Genomic DNA, 23,460 nt, shown 5'->3' with positions numbered 1-23,460 from the left:
GATATCCTTTCCTTCACTTCCTGATGTAGAACGTTACTTGATGATTTGAATGGATGCGATAGCGATTCTTGAAAGTGTGAAGCGCAAGACCGAGCCGCGAAGTTAAGCGTACTGCTTCACAAAATCGATAAAGGTGCGATCCGCGATCGAAAGGTAGCCATCTTTTCGCCATGCCAACGCGAGGCTAAGCTTCACGGGCTCATCAAATGGAATGCCGACCACCGAAGGTTCATGTTCAGTGACCAATTTAAGTAACGCGGTAATCGCAAACTCGTGCTGAACAATACTAAGGATCATGGGTAACAAGTTCGTTTCGAAAGAAAAGCGCATTTCCGTTCCATGTTGGGCCGCTTTCTTCTCGATGTACTCTCGGTGAAAGTAACCGGGTTTAAACATGATCAGCTCGTGCTGGAAAAATTGCTCAAATGAGAGACTTTTTTGACCTGCGAGCTCATGCTCTTTACCCACAACGGCGACCATTTCGGTATCAAATAGGTGGTCCACTTCGAGATCGTCCGGGACGTGGTCGTTGTTAATCACCCCAATATCAAGCTCTCCATCAAGGAGCATTTGTCGAATCGATTCAGTTCCGGCATCCACCAAGGTTAATTTTAGGTTGGGATAGCGCAGCTTAAATGCCATCAAGACTTGAGGAAAAAAGTACGAGCCCATCATGCTTGGCGCCCCTAACCTAACTTCCCCTTTCTCGAGGCCTTTTAGCTCATCAATCGCCAGCTGTGCATCGTCTATTTGCTGCTGAACTCGCTTGGCGTGCTCAAGCAAGACTTTACCTTCATCGGTTAACATGACTTGACGATCTTCGCGCCGAAACAAATCCACGCCCAACTGCTGTTCAAACTTCTTGATAGAGATACTCAACGCAGGCTGAGCAATGTGTAGCGCTTTCGCCGCCAACGTAAAGTGTTGATACTCTGCGACGGCCAGAAAGTGCTTAAGCTGCTTCGATTCCATGATATTAAAAATATATTGAGATGATATTTTTAATATATTTTATCAATCTTCATCTCACTGATACTTTGATCACATTAATTACTCTTTAGCAGCCTAAAACCATGATCCAAATCGGCACCAAGCAATATCACCATGTCACCTGGGGCTTAGCACTGGCGTCATTTCTGATTTTTTGCAATCTGTACCTCTTTCAACCCATGCTGCCATTTATGGCTCAGCACTTTTCCGTCAGTGAAACTCAGATCAACTGGGTGTTCGCGGCATCAACGCTGGCACTGTCAATTTGTTTGGTGCCTTGGGCTGTGGCATCGGAGTCCTTTGGCCGCCGTCGTATCATGTTGATCGGCCTTATTGCGATTCCTTTCATCAACGTCGCCATGCTTGTCAGCGAATCATTGATTACCATTGTTGCCCTTCGAGCGTTACTCGGCGTCGCACTCGCTGCTTTTGCGTCGGTGGCGGTTGCCTACATGGTGGAAGAGTTATCAGAAACCGCATTTGCCCGCGCAATTGGTACTTACATTGCTGCAAACTCTTTAGGCGGAATTTTCGGTCGTATTGCAGGGGGCATGCTCACCGAACACCTTGGTTGGCAATATGCTGTGCTCGCGATTGCCCTCTTTACTTTCGCAGGCGCGCTACTTGTGGTTCGTCTACTGCCTGCACAACGTAACTTTACTCCACAGCGCGGCATGCTTCGTTATCACAATAAAGCGCTGATTAAACATGTACAAAACCCAACATTGTGGCTGGCTATGTTGATTGGTGGTATTAACTTTGCTTTGTTCGTTAACCTCTACTCCGTGATGGGATTTAGGCTGGTTGCCGCACCGCATAATTTGCCGATTGGTTTAGCATCCTTGATCTTTCTTTGCTATCTGGCGGGAACGCTTAGCTCGAAACTGACCTCAACTTGGAGCAAGCGCTACTCCCCCATCTCAGGCATCATCGCTAGCTCGATAATCAGTCTTTTGGGCATGTGCATTGCCTATATCGATTCATTGTGGGCCATGATATTGGGCTTAATGTGCATCAGCTTTGGCGCTTTTTTCACTCATACTTTGGCTTATTCATGGGTCAGCCGAAAAGCTACGCAGGCTAAAGCGACGGCAACTGCTTTGTACTTAGTTCACTACTATATCGGTGGCAGCCTGGGCGGCTTCTTCCTAATCTACTGCTGGCAACACGCAGGTTGGTATGGGGTTATGCAAGGCGGAAGCGCACTCTATCTCGGCCTATTTTTCTTGAGCTATCGCCTCGCCAAGCACGACAAACGCTTATCGCAAGACAAGCCGCAAGGAGGGAAATCTGCTATTCTAGCGGCAAATTCAAACTTGGAAGCAAAATGATAACAACACGCTCTAACAACGAAATTGCTCAGCAAGTCGAACAATGGCTCAACGACGTCGTGATCGGGCTCAATTTGTGCCCGTTCGCCGCAAAGCCACAGCGCAATAAGCAGATTAAGATCTTTGTCAGCGAAGCAAACACAGAAGAAACTCTGCTTGAAGATATCTTGACTCAACTGCTTGAGCTTGACGCAACGCCGGCCGAAGAGCTTGAAACTACGCTGGTTGTGGCGCCAAATATGCTGGCCGATTTTTATGACTACAACTTGTTTATTGATTGGGTCGAAGCGCTTATTAAACAGCAAGATTGGGAAGGAGTTTTCCAGTTGGCCACCTTCCACCCTGACTATTGTTTCGGTGGAACTGAGCCTGAAGACGCAGAAAACTTAACCAACCGCTCTCCTTATCCCGTATTTCACTTGATTCGCGAAGAGAGCATGGAAAAAGTCCTCAAACACTATCCCAACCCTGAAGCGATTCCTGACACTAACATCGCCCGTGTCGAATCCCTCACGCCAGAAGAGCGTAAAAAACTGTTCCCGTATTTATTCAGTTAACACGGTCTGCACAATCCCAAAAAGCGCCAAACGGCGCTTTTTCTATGGGTGAGACTAAAGGGATTAGATTGGCTCGCTCAAACATGATCGAACGGTTGTATTCCTTCCTGCATCTTTCGCGCGGTAGAGATTATCGTCAGCAATATGAATAATTTCATCCAAGGTGGCTTTGTTGCACTGCTGGTTCACCAGGCTGGAAAAATCAAACTCACACGCTCCGACAGACACCGTAATCGGCTGACCATCAACCAAAATGCTGTTCACACAGGTGCGCACTTTCTCAATGATGCTTCGTCTCTCTTCGAGTACTCGCTCAGGTAACCAAACCACAAACTCCTCGCCACCAAAACGAGCGATAAAATCGCTCTCAACCAATTGGGCTTGGATGGCTGTGGCGACTTTCTTTAGTACGTCATCGCCGATTTGGTGGCCGTGGTTATCATTGACCAGTTTAAAGTGGTCAATATCCACGATGGCTAATGTCCCTTTTCCGCCTGCGCGTTTCATTCGTTCAATATCCAGATGAACGGTTTTAAACAAACTTCTTCGATTCGCCACGCCTGTTAGTGTGTCGTGGTAGGCTTGGTATTCAAGCCTCGCATTTAGCTGCTGTAGTCGCTCTTCCTGCTTACGGCGAATCAGTTCAACCTCTATCCAAGAAGCCATCAGCTTCAACGCATCGACATCGATCTCTCTGAACTTTCTTGGGTAAGGGATGGCAGACGAGAAGTTCAACGTACCAAATATTTCATCATCAATGAAAATCGGCACACCGATGTACGACTCGAGTCCAAAGGCTTGATAGGCTGGGTGAGTCGCGTATTTATCACTTTCTCCCATGTTTTCAATCATCACCGGTCCAAACGAACCGCAGGTGATTTGGCAATAGGTTTTATCAAACTCAAACGTATCACCGATGTTTAATTCAATCCCTTCAGGTGTTACGCAATGCAGCACGGTGTATTTATCACCCTCAATGTGGGACAAAATACCGATATCCAAATCAAAACGTTCTAAGCCCATCATGATCAGTTGGCTTACTTGGATATCAAACCCTTTTTGATAGTCATTGGTGATTTGATACAAGCGGCGAATCACTTTCTCACTTTCACTCTCTACGACCATACTCTTCCCACCAATTTATAAACTGTATATTAAAGATAGAGTTAGCCAACCAAACAATGCAACGTATTTTTCAAAATGGCGTTCAATTATTTGCCGCTCACTCCATTAATTTTGCTCCCCAGATAGCCGCAGCGAAATGGCTTTGGTAGTATTGGCCAATCTTAAAGACATCCGGGTTAATGGATATGCACCTTTCTAAACTCACCAACGACATTTTTGACCACCTGTACCGCGACATTTCTGAATTTCGAAGCACGTTTGACCTTCCCGTCGCCTCTCCTGAAAGCTTAGACGAGAAAGCAGACACCCTGCATACTTCTCTTGCCATTGAGGAGCTTACCGAGCTAGCGGAAGCAGATTGTAAAACAGAGCAGGCTGATGCGATTGTTGATAGCGTCTATGTCTTGATGGGTCGTTTGGTCCACCTTGGCCATGACAAAATCGAAGACAATCTAGCGATTAACTATTTGATTGACCTGCTTTTGAATGTGGCAGTAAACCGTGGCATTGATTTCGTTCCATGTTGGGATGAAGTGCACTCAAGCAACATGAGTAAAGTGTGCCGCAGTGAGAAAGAGTACGCAGAGACAGAATCTCACTACGCAGAGCAAGGCATCAAGCTGATGGCCGTGCAAAAAGGCGATTACATTATTGCAAAATGTGCTGAAGATTTTGTGTCTGAAGGCAAGACCATTCGTCAAGGCAAGGTGTTAAAATCGGTGTACTACCGTCCGGCAGATTTAGCGCCACTGACCAAATAATAAAAAGCCGCCACCTGAGGTAAAACCTAGGTGGCGGAAGCTGCCATATCGAAAATTACGACTCCATTTCATCTAAGACGAGAAAAACGTTCCCACCCTTTCACATCCCAGTAGAGTCAAACAAGAACGAGAATGTATCACTCTCTCTATTGCGATTGGCATGCCAGTTTTTAAATTTCACACAAGTCATTGATTTTAAACAAAAAGAAGTCAATACTCAGCCTAAGCTAATGAATACCCTGCGCTGCCGTGGTGCAGACTGCACCCAAATATGGTTCATCTGGCTGAGCAAAATTGCTGGGTTAGCGCTTGTCCAACTAATCAAACAGCAACACTGGCTTTTGATTGACAACCGCCTTTGTCACTTGAGTGCTGAATACGTTTGCCAGTTGCTCTTCGGTCAATACCTCTTGTGGCGATCCAAACTGCTGCATCACCCCCTTATCAAATAGCACCACGCGATCAGCGTAGTTCAAAGTCCGATTCAGGTCGTGGTTAGACATAACGACCGACAACCCCATGGAAGCCACTCTGCGGATTAGGCGATACAACATGCTCTCTTGACCAATATCCAAAGGCGCTGCGGGTTCATCCAAAATGAGCAGCTTCGCAGTCGGGTTTAATGTTGGCCAGATTTGCAAGCAAATGGCACACAGGCGAACGCGTTGCCACTCTCCGCCGGAAAGGTGATGAATAGGACGATGAAGCTTGTCGGTAAGCTGTAAAATGTCGGCCAGTTCATTGACTGTCACATCAATGAGCGTTGTCGGGTGAGTTTTGGCACTAGGGATAGACAGCGCAAGATAATGAGCTACAACCAAGTTGAAGGCGGGTCGATCCGATTGTGACAGTAAGGCGCGATCATTGGCTAAACGTTCAAAGGAGTAATGGCGAATCTCAGTCTGGTCATAATATACCTCGCCCTGATATTCAATCATTCCTGCTAACGCATTGAGAAACGTACTTTTCCCGCTGCCATTTGGTCCGACAACGTGTAGAACCTCACCGGATTCGACCTGCAAAGAGAACGGCAGCAAACGCTTACCGACGGATAAATGGCTAACGCGAATCATGATTTTTCACCAACATCCAAATAAACACAGGCGCGCCGATCGTTGTGGTCACCACCCCCAAAGGTAACTCTGCCGAATCAAGGGCCGTTCTTGCGACAATATCCGCGAGCACCAACAAGGTCGCCCCGCTTAGGGCTGACATCGGCAGCAGGTAGCGATTTTCACTGCCCAAAGAGAGCCTAAGTAGATGAGGCACCACTAAACCTACAAAACCAATAATGCCGCCCAACGCAACCGCGCCACCCACTAAGATTGACACCGCCAAAATGAGCTTCCAACGCACCGCGTCTACATCAATGCCCAACTGCTTGGCATGAAGCTCGCCCATCATGAGCTTGTCGAGCAATTGCCCTTTAAAACAAAGCCAAATCATCACAGGAAGTAAAACTAAGCTGAGAATATGATGCCCCCAACTTGCGCCCCCAATGCTACCCATCAACCAGTACATCAGTTGACGCAGGCTCAAGTCATCACTGAAATAAAATGCCCATGTCACCACTGCGCCGCTCAAGATACCTAATGCAACACCAACGAGCAGCAAGCGCGTTGTGGTAAGCCTAGCCATTCGCGCAAAAGCAACAAGTAGTCCAGTAAACAGCAAGGCGCCACACACGGCCGCAGACATAAAACCAATTGGCGTCGCCATTGCGGGCAAAAAGAACAGCACCAACACCATCATCACACTTGCGCCACCTGAGATGCCAATAACACCAGGCTCTGCCAATACATTGCCAAGGAGCACCTGAAGTACAGCGCCAGACAAGGCGAGCGACGCACCAATAACTATCGCAGTTAGCAGACGTGGAAATCGCAGTTGCATGACCAACTGCTCCATCAAAGGGGTAATTTCGGAGAATGGGGAGATCGTAAGCTCACCGACCGCAAGATAAATAGTACTCAAGACAAGGAGTAACGTGGTCATGAAGAAAGCAAACAGATTCCAGCGCCTTTGCTTACGAAAGAGTAATTGACTAAATTCCATGGATGATTAAACGCTGGTGAGGCCGATTCCCTGTGGGTAAAAATAATGGCTTAACGATACCGTTAAGCCATTGAAATAGGAAGTCTGAAGACGAAGTTTACTCATCGAGCGTGTTAATCGTAAACAACCTGCCCTTCTTCATACCTTGTCTTGACCGGACAAACCATAAGCGCAGCTCGTTGCCCAATGGCGACATGACGATTTGGGAATACAATCGCTTCGCCTTCATTTTTCGCCATCAGCGGCTTATCTCCATCATGACCGAACACTTCGCCATGTTTGAATGCCGTGAAGTTTTCCACATTGTCATCAAACATAAAGTCAAAATCATCGTGTAAGCGAACAATGGTTCGGCTCACTCGGTACATCACAGGCGGACGCGGTAAGTGCTCTGGTTTAGACGCGCTCAGCAAATCACGCATTGCTAAATCAAAAGCGACCAGTTTGTCGAGCTCATTTTCACCGATGCGTGCCACTCGACCCAGTTCAATGGTGAGTGCTTGAGCGCCAAAATTCTCGGCACTGAACCAGCTAAATGTACTCGATGGCGCATTGGAGAACATCACCGCTTCCAAATGAGCACTCGAGACAAAATCCATTAAGGCTTTACTGCGCACTGCATGTCGTGTTTTCGGGCTAACGACAAATGAATAGTGTTTAGATAAACGAATCGCACAGTGAAGATCCAGATGCCAACGCTGCTCTTGAGGCGTGTCTTGATAAAAGTCCGTGACGACACGTTTTAGGTTGCTTGCGATATCCAGCTCAATAGATGGCTCATACTCTTTCTCATCAAATAGACGATTTAAGTTCACATCTAAAAAGCGGGTATGAGCGTTGGTCGCTGCCGGATGAGCGATAATAAATAACAAACGTTCAGTAACAGACTGAAATCCCGACTGAATATCGGCCACAATTTTATCAACGATCTCCATGGGCGCTGTTTCGTCACCATGGATTCCACAAGAGAAGATTATATGTTTTGTTTCCTGCGTGACGGTTGCAGGAATAACTTCAAGTACACCACGTTGGTGTAATTTAAAGACCGCTCCACCAGCTACTGTGATCTCTCCAGCTGGCATTTCTTGTTCTAAGTCTAAGCTGTCAAAAAGAAAAGATTGGCGAAAGAGGTTTTTCGTCATGCGCTACTCCTTTATTGCACAGCGAGTATGTTAATGAATTGTTCTGACAAATTATGTAGGAGCGATCCCACTTATCGACACAAATCGTGTGCCGCATCGTAAATTGTCAAATTGCTACACAGGGGTGTAAACGGAAAGCACTCGCAATGCAAAACAGCCGAGCGCTCGCTCGGCTTGATGATCATATCATAAACAAGAATCGGCTATTTTTGATCTAGCAACGATTCGAACTCATCTATTTTAGTTGCAACTCTATCAATACTTTGCTGCCAAAAATCAGCTGTCGTCAGATCCATACCGAGATGCTTGTTAACAACGTCTTCAGCCATCATTGAACCCGTATCTCGCAGCAAGCTGACGTAATCTTGGTAGAATTGTTCACCTTTGCTTTCTCTTTGCGCATACACGCCGATACTAAATAGATAGCCAAACAAATACGGGTAGTTGTAGAAACTCACTTGAGAAATTGAGAAATGCAGTTTGCTCGCCCAAAAATAGCGGTCTGGTTCAGACATAGAATCCCCGTACCACTCCTGCCACGTTTCGCCCATCAAATCACAAAGCTGAGACGCATCAAGCTCACCGCCCTGACGCTGCTCGTAAAACTGTTTTTCGAACTCGTAGCGAACTGGGATATTGACCATCAAGGCATAGCAGCTAGACAGCTCTTCCCACAGCATTTCGAGCTTTTCTTCACGGCTCTCAACTTGTTCAAGCAGATAATCACGTACGATATTTTCGGCAAATATCGAGGCGGTTTCCGCCAACGTCATTGGATAACGGGTTTGGCACAACGGCATATCACGCATCACCCAGTTGTGGAACGCATGACCAATCTCATGGGCAAGTGTCAGCAAGTCAGAGCGACTGCCACCCCAAGTCATAAATACCAACGGCGTACGTGTTGCAGCAAATTTAGTACAGTAGGCGCCTAAGCGTCGATTCTCACTCGGCGCGGCGTCAATCCAACCATTTTTAACCATCAGCGTGACAAACTCAGCCATCTCATTGTCCACAGTGGCAAAAGCCGAACGAATGATTTCTATCGCTTCGTCAAATGGGTAAGTTTTAGGTTCTGCGTCTGTGAGGCTAGGCATTCCTGCCAAGTGATTCCAAGGTGCCATCTGCGCTAAGCCATGAACGCGAGCCATTAGCTTACCCGCCTTCTGCCCAACATGACGATTGGCCTTGGCAGTGCTCATCATGGCATCCAAGGTTTCGGCTTGGATACGGCTATCGTGCAGGCTTGGTTCTAGAAAATGGACATCGCGAACTTTAGAGCGTTTTTGGTATTCGGTTAAACGCCATCCCGCCAAGGCATTTAAGATCGCAGCGAACGACTCTTGATTTTGTCGCATCGCATTCTGGATACCACGCCACGCTGGCTCCTGAGCATTAAACTCGGTGCCATACAAGGTGCTCGCTGCGTGAGAAAAGCCCACTTGAGTCTTGATGCCATCTTCCAAGGTGACTTGCAGTGAACCGGTGATGTTATCGTAAAGGCGGCCCCACGCATCTTTGCCGTCTACTTCCATCGCCGACAGCAATTGCTCTTCAGCAATACTTAGCTTGGTATCAGCCAGTTTGCGCATCGACTCTATTTGGAAGCTTTGTCCTGAAACGTCCGTACTCTCGTGGCTAAGTACCTGTTCAACAAAACTATCCGGTGACGTTACCAAAATATCTTGGAACGGAGTAAACGCTTGGCTCAACTCTGAGCTCAGTTTGGCAACTCGACCAATCAGCGCTTTTGCCTCACTGTTGGTCGCGTCTGTTGATGCGTGACAGTTAGCGAAGGTGTTGATCGTGGCGAGAAGCTTACCTGCCGCTTCGCTGGTTTGAATCGCGTTTTGCACGACAGACACAGAGGTCCTTGAGTCAGCGTGAATAATTAACGTCTGGATACATTGTTGGATTAGTTCAATATCTTGAGTGATTTTGCTGTCGCTTAATCCTTGGTAAGCGATCGACAAATCCCAATTTGGTGTCGTCATTGTTATATTCCTTGCCCTCACGATGATTCGATGGGTGCGCCAATAGAGCACACACGATCATAAATCGCATCGGCTTTAATGATCTGAATGTGACTGATTGTCTGGTGCCCTATTTGTAACGTTGAATACAAGCGGCAGTCTTGCCAATCAAGTGGCAGTAGCGACGCGAGAATCATCCTGATAGTTCCACCATGACAAATGACTAATGTGTCTTGTTCGACATCTGTTACAAGCTGCTCCCAGCTCTTGGTTATTCTTGTATAAAAGTCGCCCAGGTTCTCAGCCCCAGGAAGCGTATTCTCTGCGGGAGAGCGCCAAAATTGTTCTAGCTCTGACCAAAAAGATTTGGCAGCGTCAAATGGTACCCCATCTAGCTCGCCAAAGTGCATTTCTTTTAGCGCAGGCCATATGGCAACGTCAATATTGGCTGGTGACGCGTCAAAGAACTGAGCTAATTGTGCGCAGCGTTTTAGTGGTGACGAAATCACCCGCTCAATGTTCATTGCGCTTGCCTTGATACGCTCGTATATCTGTTGCTGCGTTTGATCGTCTACCGCCACATCGGTATGACCATACAAGGCAGGCGCTCCGACGGTCTTACCATGGCGCAGAAGATAAATATTAACAACCTTATCCATGTGCGCCCTTCAGTTGCATAGGTAAACCTGCGGCGATAAAAGTAACGTTCTCTGCAACTTTCGCCACCGCTTGGTTCATCCACCCTGCGTGATCGACAAACAGCCGAGTGACTTCGCCCATTGGGATAACGCCTAAACCGACCTCGTTGGACACTATCACAAAAGTCGCTGTGGATTTGTTCAACGCATCGACCAACTGTGAAACTTGCGATCGAATTTGCGCTTCACTTGCCGTCTCTCCGTGGTTGTATATGACGTTGTTCATCCACAAGGTCAAACAATCCACCAGCACAATATCGTTATGGGTAAAACGCGCCAACAATGAAGGCAGGTCGTAGGGACATTCGTGTTCTTGCCAGTTATTTCTGCGCCGCTGCCGATGATGAGCGACTCGGCGACTCATTTCTTCATCAAAGACCTGCGCGGTTGCGACATAATGCCGATGTCGGTTGCCTTGTTCGTTGAGAAGAAGCGTCTCAGCATAGCTCGATTTACCCGAGCGAGCGCCTCCAAGAATCAAATGCACAGTCATATCAATGAGCTCCCAACCAACAAAGTACGACCAAATAAGCGAGCAATTCACTGATTTGCTGAGCGGCGCCTAAACAATCACCAGTAAAACCACCGATGCGTTTTATCAACCAACGCTTAAACAGAAAACGAAACAGCAATAACACCAACAACACAGCGAGCATCAAGGGAACGCCTAACCATAGCGCTGGGATAAGTCCAGACAGTATCAAGATGCCCAGTTCAACCTTACTTTGCTTGTTTGCCAACGGCTTGCTCTTACTTGTGTCGGAGTCCGTAACATAGGGCATGTCGTAGATCAGTGACGCAGCGAGCGCGCGGCTCACCACGTAGCCCGCGATCAAGGTTGGGATTAAGACAGCATGTTGAGCCAACTCAGACAAAAACAGGTACTTGCCTAGCAGTGCCATCATCAGAGCCGTTGCTCCGTAGGTGCCGATACGGCTGTCTTTCATGATGGTCAGACGTTTTTGCTGCGTCATCCCTCCACCAATACCATCCGCCATGTCGGTCAATCCATCTTCATGGAAAGCCCCTGTGAGCAACAAACTAAAAGCCATGGTGAGAAAAAGCGACACCTCGGCACTAAACAGAAGATACGAGAGTGTATAAACGCCTGCACACAGCACGCCAAGTAACAACCCAACCAAGGCAAAGTAGCGCCCAGCTTGATTCATCCGCTCTTCGCTGTATGGCGTCTCTTTCGGGATTGGGAGACGGGAGAAAAAGCCCAGCGCTAACAAAAAGAGCTCTGCTTGGTATCTAGCTTTGGCGGTCATTCAACCTCCACTCCTGCTTCTTCAAAGCTCGCCATGTTGTTATAAAACTCGGCCGCAGCTCGAATTAAAGGGACAGCCAACGCTGCACCTGTGCCTTCACCAAGGCGCAATGACAAATCCAAAAGAGGCGTTGCATCAAGCTCTTGCAGTAGATATTGATGCCCAGCTTCATGCGACTTATGCGCAAAAATCATCAATGCTCGACAATCTGGATTGATTTGGTACGCGGCATACGCAGCGGCTGTCGCGATAAAACCATCGACAAGCACGGGCGTTTTTGTCTCGGCACACTCAAGAAACGCGCCGACCATTTGCACAATTTCGAAACCGCCCACATGGGAAAGAATGGTATGAACATCTTGACCAACACAGCGCTCAACACCTTTTGCTATGAGGGTGATTTTCTTCTCTAGCTGCTCTTGGCTAATTCCCGTGCCCAAACCAACACACGTTTCAACAGGACGCTGAGAAATCGCCGCCAGTATCGCAGCCGCACTTGAAGTGTTCCCTATGCCCATTTCACCAAACATAAGCAAATTGCTGCCCTGCTCTGTCAGTTGCTGAACGACTCGGCGCCCGAATGCTATCCCTTCATTGACTTGCGCCATGCTCATCGCGGCTTCGTTGGCAAGGTTGTTGGTGCGTTCGCCCAATCGCTGAATAATAAAGTCTTCGCGTTGCTGATTGACTGGACACAAGATCCCACAATCGACCACTTTGAGTGCAATCTCATTCGCTCGGCAGAAACAGTTGATCGCGGCACCACCCGCTAGAAAGTTCATTACCATTTGCTGGGTCACCACGCTTGGGGCAATGCTGACACCTTCTTCCGCGATCCCGTGATCGCCAGCAAAAACCACCACGGTCGGCGTTTTGATATCAATGTGTTCAGCCGCTTCTGGTTTCGATTGGCTTTGGATAAGAGCAAGTTGGTGCGCTAACGCTTCAAGCTGACCTAACGAGCCCAAAGGTTTGGTTTTGTTATTGATGCGATGCCAGATTGCTTCAGAGTGTTGGGTGTTTAAGCTCATTATTGTGGTCTCGCGACAGAAAAGGTTTTCTCAAGCACAGCGTATTCCGAGCCTCCTAAGCGTGACAAAGGGTTGATACTTAGAGCATCGACCACAACTCGATCACTTCGCTCACCGATGACTGACGGGTCAATATACATGGTCTCGATCTCGGCAAAGATCAGGCTTTGCGGTGTATTGCCGATCTCTTTCACCTCGAATAGTGAGCACCCAAACGCGACTGGACACGCTTTCACTCTCGGCAATGAAAAGCCCTCAAATTCCACCAACTCAATGTCACTCGCTTTAACTTCGGAGACGCCATGCTCTAGTGTTGCCGCGCTCTGTGTCACTTGCTGCGCCAAATCAACGTTGGCGATGTGAATTACCATTTTTCCGGTTTCTAACACATTGCGTGTCGTGTCTTTGATTTCTCCCGAGGGCTTTTTCCCAACGGAGAACATCATTAATGGCGGATTGCTTGAAACTGGGCTGAAATAGGAAAAAGGTGCAAGGTTATAGTTTGCTTCCCCTGAATCTGTGAGTACCCAAGCGATGGGACGCGGAATGATCGTTTGGGTCATCAAATGATAGATTTGAGTCGGCGAAAGGGTACTCATCTCGAGATTCATTGTCTTTCCTTAGTGGCTAAGTCCTTGATTGGATATGAGTGTATCGCGAAATCTTAGCCTAGACATCCACTTTTACTTTTCCTAAACATGAAACCCGTACGTTTGTTAGGGTCTGTTGACCTTTCGCGGTTAAGTTTTGTTCGAGATAAAATCGTTTTAGGCGCGGCAAGGGGTGTGTAGCCTAGTCATTCTAAGTAAATACCCCTTAACAAAGCATAAAACGATTTTAGCCGAACCCTTCGGGCAGCATTTGTGGTTCATTTCTACTGTGTTATCGGCTTTTCATGTAGGCTAGCTACACTTCAAAGCCTCTTCCTTGTATAAATTTCCCACAAACTGCTGCAAAAATCAGCTCGAAAGATCAACAGACCCTAGTAAGACGTTTCATTTTGATAATCAATATGAAAGAAATCCAAAATTGATACTATCCTTATAAGTATTGACGTTCTCCTATGGCTCATAAACCTTACTTAATACAGAGCCTAACACCCCATGGCACCAAAAGTGCAAGGGAGAAATGTTGACGCGTAATGTGCGCTCAAGTTGATAGCAAAGGAGGTAGTTATGTTTGCCAATCAACGTTCCAAAAAACAAAAACCAGTTAAGAATGGCCAAAAAACTCAAAAGCGCGTGCCATTGTCTCTCACTTAACGTTTAATCACTTTCTCTCATAGAAAAAGACCTCGCTAACAGGCGAGGTCTTTGTTGTTTGGGGGGAATTAGTCGGTTTTAAACTTGGTAACTAAGGCGTTAAGCTCATCTGCCGATTGCTGCATCGACTGCGAGTTCAACTGAGCTCGACCCGCTACGTCATCGACTTTTTGTGTGTCCTCGTGCACTTGCTGAATGTTGCGATTGATCTCTTCTGCCACTAAATGCTGCTCTTCCGCTGCAGTCGCGATCTGAGTGTTCATATCGTGAATCGAAGAGACTGACTCGGAAATGCCACTGAAGCTGGTGTTGACTGACTCGGTCATTTCAACCGTTTCGTTTGAGGCATTTAAGCTGACAGACATCTGCTGTGTGACCTCTTTGGTTCGGTTTTGCAAGCGCATGACCAACTCGTTGATCTCTTCGGTGGAGTCTTGGGTACGCTTAGCAAGCGCTCTCACTTCATCAGCCACAACCGCAAAACCGCGCCCTTGATCGCCCGCCCTTGCCGCTTCGATGGCTGCGTTCAATGCTAGCAAGTTGGTTTGTTCTGCTATACCTCGAATCGTATCCAAAATCGCGGTGATGCCTTGGCTGTCTTGCTCTAACTCTGCAATGGTTTCAGAAGATGCCGAGATAAGTTGTGCCAACTCATTCACGCTTGAGACCGCTTGGTTAATGTCCTTTTGTCCCTGAGTAACAAGCGCTTGGCTGCTGTCTGCGGCTTGGGCAGCGGTAGTACACAATGTCGCGACTTCGTTAGCCGTGGCAACCATTTCGTTAAACGCGGTCGACACCATTTCTACCGCTTGGTTTTGACGTTCGGACACCTGCGCAAGATCTTCAGACACGGTCAAAGCACGGGAAGCTGATTCACCCATCGCATGACCCGCTTGTGATATCTGTTGGATCAGTTGTCTGATCGCTTTCAGGAACGCATTAAAGTAACCCGCTAACTCACCCGTTTCGTCACTAGATCGAACTTGCAGCTCTTTGGTTAAATCTCCTTCCCCTTCAGAGATTTCCTTTAAGCCTGTAGAAACAAGCGTAAGAGGCTTAGCGATCAAGTTCGCAAGGAAAATGGCTCCCGCAATGAATATCACCACCAAAACAATGACGATGACTGAAATGTAGCTTAGAAGACTCTGGCTATCTTCCATCACCTCGTCATAGGTAATCAAACCCACAAACTTCCACCCCAGTTTCTCTGAGTGATACACGTTCGCCATGTAGTGTTCGCCGTTTAGGGTGACATCTAACACCCCTTCGCGAGTCTGACCGATCTGTTGATATGCTTGACCAAGAGAATTCACGTCCTTGAAATTGTTGTCTGGATTGTTGGCATCGACCAGCACATTGCCTGAGTCCTCAATCATCATCAAATACCCGGTCTCACCCAGTTTTATCTGTTTCACAATATCAGTCAGATTCTTGAGTGATACGTCAATCGCCACCACCCCAGACGCCGAAGTGTCATTGGCGGTGAACGACTTTACTGTGCCAACTATGGTGGCATCGTCTGCTGCCCAATAGTAAGCGGAGGTTCTACCCACACTACCGGGGGAAGACTGGGCAGTTGTAAACCATGGACGACTTCTTGGATCGTAGCCTGCGGTGGTTTTCCCCTTAGGCCATTGAATGTATCCACCCTTTTGAGTTCCCATGTAGACGTAGGAGTAACCAGAATGCGAGTTACCCAATTGAGCCAGCAATTGATAGATCTGCTGCTCAACCGGACTATTTTGGTCTGGTGTCATCTGTACTGAAGGCTTATCTGTGTATGTGGTTATGGACTCATTGGCTGCTTTGATAGCAGGGTGTTCGGACAACATGCGAACATTATCTTCTATGGCGTCAAAGTAGATTCGAATCGCGTTGTCGACCTGACTAATTTCTCCGCGACTTCGTTCGATAAAGTCGGTTACCGCCTCACTTCTGGAGCTTGATATCACGACATATGAAATGATCGCCACTGGCAGCAAAGTTGCAGCAACAAGCCCTAGTAGTAATTTTTGTTTAATTTTCATAACTCAGCGCCTTATGCTTTCGTTGATGACCTTTTTATAAAGTTAGTCGATTCAACTAGAGATGCCATTTATGAAAACAAGCCATTTGACAAGTAAAGCGTTGATCACAGACTTTTTATGGCATTTAAGCGATGCTCTCGTTCAAATCCCGTCAATCACTTAACGTAATTGGTGCTTCCACTTGTACATTACAGACCGACCCATTGTGATCATCGCCGGTAGCTCCGGGCTCATTGGTACCGAACTCATCAAGCAGATGTTAGACGAGCAGCCAATCGAGCATATTTATGCCTTAAGTCGACAAGATCTGCCATTTTTCCATTCAAAACTTGAAGTCATCAAAAATCAGACCTTAGACATCCACGATTGGGATGATGTCAAGCCAGTCCCGCTTTACGGGTTTATCTGCCTTGGCACAACCAAAAAGCAAGCAGGCAGTAACGAAGCGTTAGAGAAAATCGACTATGAATTGGTGTGCAAGGTCGCTCAGCAAATGCAGGTCATTGGTGTTAAACGACTCTGTGTAGTGTCAAGTGTCGGCGCTTCCATTCATTCGTTTTCACACTACTTAAGGTGCAAAGGCAAAATGGAAATGGCCATCGAGCGCCTCGAATTTGAACACGTCACGTTTGTCCGACCAGGGCCGTTGGTTGGCCTGCGTGAACAGCCGCGAACTGATGAGCGGATCGTTCAAGCGATCGCGACGATCTTACGCCCGATAATGATTGGTCCGCTTGCTAAGTTGATTCCAATTAAAGCGGGGCTCGTCGCCCGAGCAATGCAGTACAGTATTTTTGCTCACTCAAATAAAAAAGTTCAGTTCCTTGATAGTGTTTTGATGCGTAAGCTGCTGAAAAAGTATCAATAATCTGAGTTTAATTTCTTCAATAAGGTTGTTTTCGTAGCACCTTCTCACGTAAATAACCTTTCGTTCTAATCCATTCCCAATCGTCACTTTAAAGCAGGCTTTGGAATCATTATCGTTCCTTCGAACCACATTCTGTAACACATTCACTCTTGAAATGTGTCACCTATAAATATAAGGATTTCGATTATGTCAGTTGCCTCTATTGCTTCATTGGCAATATTTGCGGGTATTTTGCTGTTTCTATACAAACAGCAAAGTAATCAGCACACTCTCTCACGACTCGTTCTGCTAGGACTCATATTGGGCAGTGCATTTGGTTTGGCGCTTCAACTGGTTTTTGGTGAAGGAAACGCAGCCATTTCGCAAACGTTAGAATGGGTAAACGTCGTGGGCAAAGGCTACGTTGGTCTATTGAAAATGATCATCATGCCGTTAGTTTTGGTCTCTATGATTGCCGCCGTCGTTAAACTTGAAAAAGGCGGGTCGCTTGGCAAAATTTCTGGTTTGACGATTTCTGTATTGCTCGCAACCACGGCGATATCTGCCATTATCGGCATCATGGTAACTCAAGCATTCGGTTTAACCGCTGAAGGTCTCACTGAAGGTGCGCGAGAGACCGCACGCTTAGCGGCACTAGAGACACGCGCGGATCGTGTCAGCGATCTTACCATTCCTCAAATGCTAGTCAGTTTCATTCCAACCAATCCATTTGCCGATCTGACAGGCTCTCGCTCGACTTCGATTATCGCTGTAGTGATTTTTGGCGTGCTTACGGGCATCGCTGCGCGCAAAGTGATGGCGGAAAAAGAAGAACTCGAGTCACCGATTCGTACTTTTGTTGAAGCTGCTCAATCCATTGTGATGCGCTTAGTAAAAATGATCATGGCGCTAACACCTTATGGCATCGCAGCCTTAATGGCGAAGGTGGTTGCAACCTCTAGCGCATCAGACATTCTTAATTTGCTTGGCTTTATCGTCGCTTCGTACGTTGCTATCGCACTTATGTTTGTTGTTCATGGTTTATTGGTTTCATTCGTTGGCGTGAATCCAAAAGAGTACTTCCAGAAAATCTGGCCAGTACTGACGTTCGCTTTCACCTCACGCAGTTCAGCTGCGACCATTCCTCTCAATGTGGAAGCACAAATTAACAAACTCAATGTCCCACCAGCGATCGCTAACCTTTCCGCATCTTTTGGCGCCACCATTGGTCAAAATGGCTGTGCCGGTATCTACCCTGCAATGCTGGCGGTAATGGTTGCGCCAACGGTGGGTATCAACCCAATGGAAATTAATTTCATTCTGTCGCTCGTTGCGATGATTGTGATCAGCTCATTCGGTATTGCCGGTGTAGGTGGCGGAGCAACATTCGCGGCACTGATTGTTCTTCCTGCAATGGGGCTGCCGGTGACGATCGCGGCTCTGCTTATCTCGATTGAACCATTGATCGACATGGCGCGCACGGCGTTAAACGTTTCGGGTGCAATGACAGCGGGTACCATTACTAGTCGTTTGCTTGGAGACAAATCCAACGAATCGGAGTTAAAGACGCAAAACGTTTAAAAGAGAAAATGGCCGACGATTGTCGGCCATTTTTATTCAGTTCGTAACTAAGATCGAATTATTTGCTACGAATCACGATCACTTCATTCTGATCAAGATTAAAGGTTGCGCGACCGTTCGCTACCACGACTTGGTCGCCCCCAATCACATTGTCATAAGTGCCGTTCGCCAAACCAAGGTTGATCGCGTTGACAGAAGTATTGCCACCGATGTTCATCGCCACGACAACAACATCGTCACCCGCATTACGTTCATACACTAACACGTCATTGCTGACCCAACGTTCGATGTAACTGCCCTGCTGGATTGCGTAACTCTCTTTACGCAACTTACTTAGCTTTTTGATGATTTGGAACGCGGGAGTTGTCGTATCAAAACTTGGCATCATCTCGCGGTTATACGGATCGTTGCCGACTTGACCAAAGCCATTCGTCGTAAAGTTCGCTGCATAGTGCTCTGTGCCGTAATAGATACAAGGAATACCGCGAGACGTCATGATCAGGGCCAAACCGAGCTCTAAACGATCTTGGGCAAATGGAATGCTCTGACGACCGCCCCACTTATCTTTGCCTGGGCCAAAATTGGTCGCATCTGAACGAAGAACCGTCGATAGACGCGGCGCATCGTGGTTATCTAAAAAGACCACCTGCCAATCGCTTGAGGTAAACTCTTGGTCACGCAACTTCATGTAATTATTGATGGCGTACATGCCCGTTCCATGATGGCCAATCAACGCATCTTCGATGATGTTTCTTAAACCAAAATCAAGCAGTGCCGAGCCAGAGGTATTGGCAAAATCGACAGACAAGCCATTGATACCCGTCGCGCCAGCGCCCGCATCCATCCATTCGCCAAAGAAGTAGAAACCCGGTTTGCCCTTTGATTTCGCGTAGCTGTACAACTCTGATGTCCAACGCTGAATAAACGACTTATCCATGTGTTTAATCGCGTCAATGCGAATCGCATCAACACCTAGATCGATCCAAAACTTAGCGCCCTCTGCAAGATATTGATAAGTTTTTTCATTGCTTTGGTCGAAATCAGAAAGGTTAAATAGATTGTGGTTTCGTACCTGATAGTAGTCGTCCCAATTGGTCACGCCGCCATTGTGGTGATACCAGTTTTCTGTATCGCTGTTAAAGTCGGTTTGGAAAACGCCATTTTTGTACAGCGCGCCATATTCGTTTTCATCGTTCGGATTTGAGTGGTTTGGTGCGTAGTCTAAGACTAGCTTCATGCCGTACTCTTCCATTTTGGTACTCAGCGCACGAAACTCTTCAATGGTGCCTAAGTGTTCATCAACTTGGAAAAAGTCTCTTCCCCAGTATCCGTGGTAGCCTGCAGAACCATCTTTGTTAAGCTGATCTACGTTGTTGACTGGTGGCGTAATCCAGATAGCAGTAATGCCCATCTCTTTTAGGTAATCTAACTTGCCTAGTAATCCTTTGATGTCACCACCAAAGTATTTTTTGAAGTCTGACTTATCAGCAGAGTAAGTGCTGGCGTTGTTGCCAATGTTGTTTGATGAGTCACCATCGGCAAAGCGGTCCAAAAAGACGAAGTACATGGTTTCGTCACGCATGTCGAAGCCCAGCTTCTCATGGACAACGACCGTGTTGGTATCGTCATAGAAGTTGATTTCGTAAGACTTGTTCGGATCAACCAAATAGTTGCTGAGTGGGTAGTTCTCCGACCAATCGCCGAACCTATCCACTTTAAAGCTTGGTGGGTTGGTACCATCACCAGTGTTAAATTTCTTAGTAATCTGCCAGTGGTTGGCCCCAACTTTCACCATAGCTTCCGCTTGCCAATCATTGGCGGTTCCACGAAAATACGCTTGGTTCCAATCTGCCATGGCAGGCAGTGAGGCAAGCAATGTCGACAGCAGCACGAGCTTGTGTTTCATTTTTATTTTCCTACTTCACGTTATTGTTATCCCTGAATTCAGGGCGCAAGAGTCCTTTCCGCAGAGCGAAATGACTGTTTTCATTATTAAAAAAGCCACCTTGGTTAAGGCGGCTTGTCTCTTATAGGGTTAGGTTTTGTTCTGTCTCACCATCAAAAATATGACAGAAACCTGAGTCGAAGTTGAAACGAATAGATTTGCCAATGTCCGACGTGGTGATCTCTTGATTGTTAACGCGCGACACGATTTCATTCTCACCCAGTTTAAAGTAGAGGTATCGTTCATTGCCTAGGTTTTCAACCACCGTTAGCTCCCCAGCATGGACGTTAATGGACTCATCATCTTGAGCTAACGAAATATGCTCAGGGCGAATACCTAGCCAAACAGGCTTGTCGATATGGTTGAGCAGTTTTTGCTGCTTTTCTTTGGGGATGATGATTCTGGCTTCTGGCGCAAGCTCCACGTACACATCTTCACCAATTTGACGTAGTGTGGTTTTCACCAAATTCATCGCAGGAGAGCCAATAAACCCTGCCACAAACTTATTAGCTGGATAGTTATATAAGTTCGCTGGCGTATCCACCTGCATGATCTCACCTTTGTTTAACACGCAGATTCGGTCACCGAGAGTCAGTGCCTCAGTTTGATCGTGTGTTACGTAGATCATGGTCGCAGGGTTGCCCTCTTCCTTGAGCGATTGATGCAACTGAGCGATCTTCACTCTCATCGAGACTCGCAGCTTCGCGTCTAGGTTGGACAACGGTTCATCAAACAGAAACACGTCAGGCTTACGTACGATGGCGCGTCCTACGGCGACACGTTGCCTTTGACCACCGGACATCTCTTTTGGCTTACGATATAGAAGATCGGTAATTTCTAGCTTTTCAGCCGCTTCCTCTACGCGTTGTTTGATTTCTTCTTTTGGGCGCTTTTGCATCTTTAGACCAAACGCCATGTTATCAAACACCGTCTTGTGCGGGTAAAGCGCGTAGTTTTGGAACACCATGGCGATGCCACGATCTTTTGGTGGCAGATCATTGACAACTCGGCCGCCAATTTTGATTTCTCCCCCCGTGATCGCCTCTAAGCCTGCAATCATTCGCAATGTGGTTGACTTGGCGCAGCCCGATGGCCCAACAAAGACCATAAATTCGCCTTCGTGAATGTCGAGATCGACGCCGTGTACGGCTTTAAAGCCATTGTCATATTCTTTTTCTACTTTACGTAGGCTTACTGTTGCCATCTCATACTCCGAATATGGACTTTCAACTGGTTAAAACTGTTTGGTTAACCGAACTAACATCGCTCGGCTAATCAAACAGCACTCCAAAATAACGAAGTGCTATTTAAATCACTGACAAGCTTTCACTAGTGCACGGACTGGTTTTTTATCTTCGCCGATTTCAATAGACCATAAGTAGTTACCGTCTTCTGGCAGCTTAACAACCGTGTTCTTGGCAAACCCGCCGCGCTTAAGCACTTTCTCATACCCAACCTGCATTTCCATTCCGGCAGCGGTAAATTGTGGTGTCCAGCTCATGGTTGCAAACTGTAAGCTAACATTGCCCGCTTTTTCAGCGCTTACAACCTGATAAATGCCATTGCCTTTGTAAGACATTTGGCGGTTTTCCGTGTGTAGCCATTGGCCATCTGGGAAGGTGCCAACCACAAACAGTGAAGGTCGAATTGGACCGCGTTCTTCAACGCTGGCCAAGTTACAATCAGCAAAAGGGCCCGTTGCCAACGTCGCTTGTGAACTTGCATCATCAGATGTAGATGCACAGCCCATCAGCGCACTTGAGAGTAATGCCGTAACCAGTAGCGTACGTTTCATGTTTCAATTCCTTGTTATTATGATGAGTTAATTCGTTCAAAGATTTATGCTGCTAGCGTCCAAACAAGCGCGCGAGCCAGCCTTTTTTCTCGGTCGGTTTGTTTTTGTTTTCTTTGGTGAGTTTGTTTAGTACCGCGAGATTTTTGTAATACTCGCGGGCATTCTTAGCGGGATAGCCAAAGATATCGCTGTTGGCCGGAAAGGAGTGACTAACCCCCGATTTTGCTTTCACAACTGAGTTCTTGCCTATGGTCAGATGGCCCGCTGTACCTGCTTGACCGTGAACGATAACGTGATCTTCTAATACGGTGTGCCCAGCAAATCCCGTTTGCGATACCAGCAGACAGTGCTGACCAATCTTGCAGTCGTGACCGATTTGCACCAAGTTATCGATCTTAGTACCGCGACCAATTACCGTATCGCCCAAGGTGCCTCTGTCGATTGTGTTGTTACAACCGATCTCAACATCATCTTCGATAATCACCCGCCCCACACTTTCCACGCGTTCATAACGTGTGCGCGTGCCGGCCATATATTCGAAACTGTAGTTACCAATCGAGTTGTTTGAATCAATCGTGACATTGTCACCAATAATCGTCCCCTCTTTGATCACCGTGTTGGCATGAATGGCAACGTTATTGCCAATCGTTACGCCATTCATGATTTTGACACCGGGCATAAAATGGCAGCCTTCGCCAATCTGACAATGTTTACCAATGTACACACCTTCAATGTCTGAGGTGTTGCCTTGATCAAACAGTTGGTACTTGTGTACTTTGTAAAAGCGCATCACCTGATTGATACGCTCAGCACTGAGTTTATCAATGACGATTTTGACTTTAGCGTTTGATTGGAGAACCGATTTGGGGCCAATAATGACGTCCGCCAAAGTTTCAGAAAGCCCTTTAAAATCAGATTTAGAGAAGACAATCGCAAGACCACCTTTTACATCGCTCTTTACAGGGCGAATCTGAGAGATTTCAAGTGTCTCGTCACCGATGACTTCCCCACCCAATAGTTGGGCAATTTCTGAAACTTTAATCATTACAGGTTATCCATTATTGATTGA

The 23,460-nt window shown here is 47.0% G+C and carries 21 protein-coding genes; 5 read left to right on the top strand and 16 right to left on the bottom strand.

Features of this window, described 5'->3' with window-relative positions; all coding sequences use genetic code 11:
• Window positions 1-102: 102 nt before the first annotated feature.
• Window positions 103-972, bottom strand: coding sequence for a LysR family transcriptional regulator (locus OH458_RS07390; RefSeq protein ID WP_269977805.1), 870 nt, complete (start codon window positions 970-972; stop codon window positions 103-105).
• 101 nt (window positions 973-1,073) lie between these two features.
• Between OH458_RS07390 and OH458_RS07385 the strand changes: the two genes are divergently transcribed.
• Both OH458_RS07385 and OH458_RS07380 read left to right on the top strand, forming a co-directional pair.
• Window positions 1,074-2,321 carry an MFS transporter gene (locus OH458_RS07385; RefSeq protein WP_269977804.1) on the top strand — a complete coding sequence of 416 codons (1,248 nt, stop codon included), beginning with the start codon at window positions 1,074-1,076 and terminating at the stop codon, window positions 2,319-2,321.
• Window positions 2,318-2,878, top strand: a complete 561-nt coding sequence (locus OH458_RS07380; RefSeq protein ID WP_269977803.1) for a DUF1415 domain-containing protein — start codon at window positions 2,318-2,320, stop codon at window positions 2,876-2,878. The genes OH458_RS07385 and OH458_RS07380 overlap by 4 nt, the downstream gene beginning before the upstream one ends.
• Before the next feature lie 63 nt (window positions 2,879-2,941).
• Here OH458_RS07380 and OH458_RS07375 read toward each other — a convergent pair whose 3' ends face one another.
• Complete coding sequence (locus OH458_RS07375; protein WP_269977802.1) at window positions 2,942-4,003, bottom strand: sensor domain-containing diguanylate cyclase; 1,062 nt, start codon at window positions 4,001-4,003, stop codon at window positions 2,942-2,944.
• A gap of 185 nt (window positions 4,004-4,188) precedes the next feature.
• On the opposite strand from OH458_RS07375, the gene OH458_RS07370 reads away from it, so the two are divergent.
• Window positions 4,189-4,764: a nucleoside triphosphate pyrophosphohydrolase family protein gene (locus tag OH458_RS07370; RefSeq protein WP_038139055.1), complete on the top strand. Its 576-nt coding sequence runs from the start codon at window positions 4,189-4,191 to the stop codon at window positions 4,762-4,764.
• A gap of 317 nt (window positions 4,765-5,081) precedes the next feature.
• Here the strand turns inward: OH458_RS07370 and btuD are convergent, their stop codons facing one another.
• The 10 genes from btuD to OH458_RS07320 form a co-directional block, all read right to left on the bottom strand.
• Window positions 5,082-5,837 carry a vitamin B12 ABC transporter ATP-binding protein BtuD gene (gene btuD, locus OH458_RS07365; protein WP_269977801.1) on the bottom strand — a complete coding sequence of 252 codons (756 nt, stop codon included), beginning with the start codon at window positions 5,835-5,837 and terminating at the stop codon, window positions 5,082-5,084.
• Complete coding sequence (gene btuC / locus OH458_RS07360) at window positions 5,824-6,819, bottom strand: vitamin B12 ABC transporter permease BtuC (protein ID WP_038138229.1); 996 nt, start codon at window positions 6,817-6,819, stop codon at window positions 5,824-5,826. Before btuC ends, btuD begins: the two co-directional genes overlap by 14 nt.
• A 113-nt stretch (window positions 6,820-6,932) precedes the next feature.
• Window positions 6,933-7,961, bottom strand: coding sequence for a succinylglutamate desuccinylase (locus tag OH458_RS07355; protein WP_269977800.1), 1,029 nt, complete (start codon window positions 7,959-7,961; stop codon window positions 6,933-6,935).
• Window positions 7,962-8,164: 203 nt separating this feature from the next.
• Window positions 8,165-9,955: a M3 family oligoendopeptidase gene (locus tag OH458_RS07350; protein WP_269977799.1), complete on the bottom strand. Its 1,791-nt coding sequence runs from the start codon at window positions 9,953-9,955 to the stop codon at window positions 8,165-8,167.
• 17 nt (window positions 9,956-9,972) lie between these two features.
• Complete coding sequence (locus OH458_RS07345; protein ID WP_269977798.1) at window positions 9,973-10,593, bottom strand: histidine phosphatase family protein; 621 nt, start codon at window positions 10,591-10,593, stop codon at window positions 9,973-9,975.
• Window positions 10,586-11,125 (bottom strand): bifunctional adenosylcobinamide kinase/adenosylcobinamide-phosphate guanylyltransferase, encoded by a 540-nt coding sequence (cobU, locus tag OH458_RS07340; protein WP_269977797.1) that lies wholly within the window; start codon window positions 11,123-11,125, stop codon window positions 10,586-10,588. The genes OH458_RS07345 and cobU overlap by 8 nt, the downstream gene beginning before the upstream one ends.
• Window position 11,126: 1 nt before the next feature.
• Window positions 11,127-11,903 (bottom strand): adenosylcobinamide-GDP ribazoletransferase, encoded by a 777-nt coding sequence (locus OH458_RS07335; RefSeq protein ID WP_269977796.1) that lies wholly within the window; start codon window positions 11,901-11,903, stop codon window positions 11,127-11,129.
• A complete protein-coding gene (cobT, locus tag OH458_RS07330; protein ID WP_269977795.1) occupies window positions 11,900-12,934 on the bottom strand; it encodes a nicotinate-nucleotide--dimethylbenzimidazole phosphoribosyltransferase in 1,035 nt (344 codons plus the stop codon). Before cobT ends, OH458_RS07335 begins: the two co-directional genes overlap by 4 nt.
• Complete coding sequence (locus tag OH458_RS07325; protein ID WP_269977794.1) at window positions 12,934-13,545, bottom strand: flavin reductase family protein; 612 nt, start codon at window positions 13,543-13,545, stop codon at window positions 12,934-12,936. Before OH458_RS07325 ends, cobT begins: the two co-directional genes overlap by 1 nt.
• Before the next feature lie 719 nt (window positions 13,546-14,264).
• Entirely contained in the window at window positions 14,265-16,223 is a 1,959-nt protein-coding gene (locus tag OH458_RS07320) for a methyl-accepting chemotaxis protein (protein WP_269977793.1), read from the bottom strand.
• A gap of 187 nt (window positions 16,224-16,410) precedes the next feature.
• On the opposite strand from OH458_RS07320, the gene OH458_RS07315 reads away from it, so the two are divergent.
• On the top strand, window positions 16,411-17,091 hold the full coding sequence (locus OH458_RS07315; protein WP_269977850.1) for an NAD(P)H-binding protein: 681 nt from the start codon (window positions 16,411-16,413) through the stop codon (window positions 17,089-17,091).
• A 186-nt stretch (window positions 17,092-17,277) separates the two neighbouring features.
• Window positions 17,278-18,651 (top strand): L-cystine transporter, encoded by a 1,374-nt coding sequence (locus tag OH458_RS07310; protein WP_269977792.1) that lies wholly within the window; start codon window positions 17,278-17,280, stop codon window positions 18,649-18,651.
• Window positions 18,652-18,709: 58 nt separating this feature from the next.
• Here OH458_RS07310 and OH458_RS07305 read toward each other — a convergent pair whose 3' ends face one another.
• The 4 genes from OH458_RS07305 to lpxD all read right to left on the bottom strand — a co-directional run bounded on the left by OH458_RS07305 (window position 18,710) and on the right by lpxD (window position 23,436).
• Complete coding sequence (locus OH458_RS07305; protein ID WP_269977791.1) at window positions 18,710-20,557, bottom strand: alpha-amylase family glycosyl hydrolase; 1,848 nt, start codon at window positions 20,555-20,557, stop codon at window positions 18,710-18,712.
• 121 nt (window positions 20,558-20,678) lie between these two features.
• Window positions 20,679-21,800: an ABC transporter ATP-binding protein gene (locus OH458_RS07300; RefSeq protein ID WP_269977790.1), complete on the bottom strand. Its 1,122-nt coding sequence runs from the start codon at window positions 21,798-21,800 to the stop codon at window positions 20,679-20,681.
• 108 nt (window positions 21,801-21,908) lie between these two features.
• On the bottom strand, window positions 21,909-22,391 hold the full coding sequence (locus OH458_RS07295) for a glycosidase (RefSeq protein ID WP_269977789.1): 483 nt from the start codon (window positions 22,389-22,391) through the stop codon (window positions 21,909-21,911).
• Between the two features lie 52 nt (window positions 22,392-22,443).
• Window positions 22,444-23,436, bottom strand: a complete 993-nt coding sequence (gene lpxD, locus OH458_RS07290) for a UDP-3-O-(3-hydroxymyristoyl)glucosamine N-acyltransferase (protein ID WP_039484811.1) — start codon at window positions 23,434-23,436, stop codon at window positions 22,444-22,446.
• Window positions 23,437-23,460 lie beyond the last annotated feature (24 nt).

The organism is Vibrio sp. MarTm2 (assembly GCF_027587055.1).
GTDB lineage: Bacteria > Pseudomonadota > Gammaproteobacteria > Enterobacterales > Vibrionaceae > Vibrio > Vibrio sinaloensis_D.
The sequence above is the reverse complement of the archived record's forward strand: the minus strand, read 5'-3'. Positions and strand labels throughout refer to the sequence as shown.

Coding starts and splice junctions, on each gene's coding strand:
- OH458_RS07375 (WP_269977802.1), bottom strand. CDS start 4,003: ATGGTCGTAGAGAGTGAAAGTGAGAAAGTGATTCGCCGCTTGTATCAA.
- lpxD (WP_039484811.1), bottom strand. CDS start 23,436: ATGATTAAAGTTTCAGAAATTGCCCAACTATTGGGTGGGGAAGTCATC.
- OH458_RS07305 (WP_269977791.1), bottom strand. CDS start 20,557: ATGAAACACAAGCTCGTGCTGCTGTCGACATTGCTTGCCTCACTGCCT.
- btuC (WP_038138229.1), bottom strand. CDS start 6,819: ATGGAATTTAGTCAATTACTCTTTCGTAAGCAAAGGCGCTGGAATCTG.
- OH458_RS07350 (WP_269977799.1), bottom strand. CDS start 9,955: ATGACGACACCAAATTGGGATTTGTCGATCGCTTACCAAGGATTAAGC.
- OH458_RS07325 (WP_269977794.1), bottom strand. CDS start 13,545: ATGAATCTCGAGATGAGTACCCTTTCGCCGACTCAAATCTATCATTTG.
- btuD (WP_269977801.1), bottom strand. CDS start 5,837: ATGATTCGCGTTAGCCATTTATCCGTCGGTAAGCGTTTGCTGCCGTTC.
- OH458_RS07370 (WP_038139055.1), top strand. CDS start 4,189: ATGCACCTTTCTAAACTCACCAACGACATTTTTGACCACCTGTACCGC.
- OH458_RS07385 (WP_269977804.1), top strand. CDS start 1,074: ATGATCCAAATCGGCACCAAGCAATATCACCATGTCACCTGGGGCTTA.
- cobT (WP_269977795.1), bottom strand. CDS start 12,934: ATGAGCTTAAACACCCAACACTCTGAAGCAATCTGGCATCGCATCAAT.
- OH458_RS07345 (WP_269977798.1), bottom strand. CDS start 10,593: ATGGATAAGGTTGTTAATATTTATCTTCTGCGCCATGGTAAGACCGTC.
- OH458_RS07295 (WP_269977789.1), bottom strand. CDS start 22,391: ATGAAACGTACGCTACTGGTTACGGCATTACTCTCAAGTGCGCTGATG.
- OH458_RS07390 (WP_269977805.1), bottom strand. CDS start 972: ATGGAATCGAAGCAGCTTAAGCACTTTCTGGCCGTCGCAGAGTATCAA.
- OH458_RS07355 (WP_269977800.1), bottom strand. CDS start 7,961: ATGACGAAAAACCTCTTTCGCCAATCTTTTCTTTTTGACAGCTTAGAC.
- OH458_RS07320 (WP_269977793.1), bottom strand. CDS start 16,223: ATGAAAATTAAACAAAAATTACTACTAGGGCTTGTTGCTGCAACTTTG.
- OH458_RS07310 (WP_269977792.1), top strand. CDS start 17,278: ATGTCAGTTGCCTCTATTGCTTCATTGGCAATATTTGCGGGTATTTTG.
- OH458_RS07380 (WP_269977803.1), top strand. CDS start 2,318: ATGATAACAACACGCTCTAACAACGAAATTGCTCAGCAAGTCGAACAA.
- OH458_RS07300 (WP_269977790.1), bottom strand. CDS start 21,800: ATGGCAACAGTAAGCCTACGTAAAGTAGAAAAAGAATATGACAATGGC.
- OH458_RS07335 (WP_269977796.1), bottom strand. CDS start 11,903: ATGACCGCCAAAGCTAGATACCAAGCAGAGCTCTTTTTGTTAGCGCTG.
- cobU (WP_269977797.1), bottom strand. CDS start 11,125: ATGACTGTGCATTTGATTCTTGGAGGCGCTCGCTCGGGTAAATCGAGC.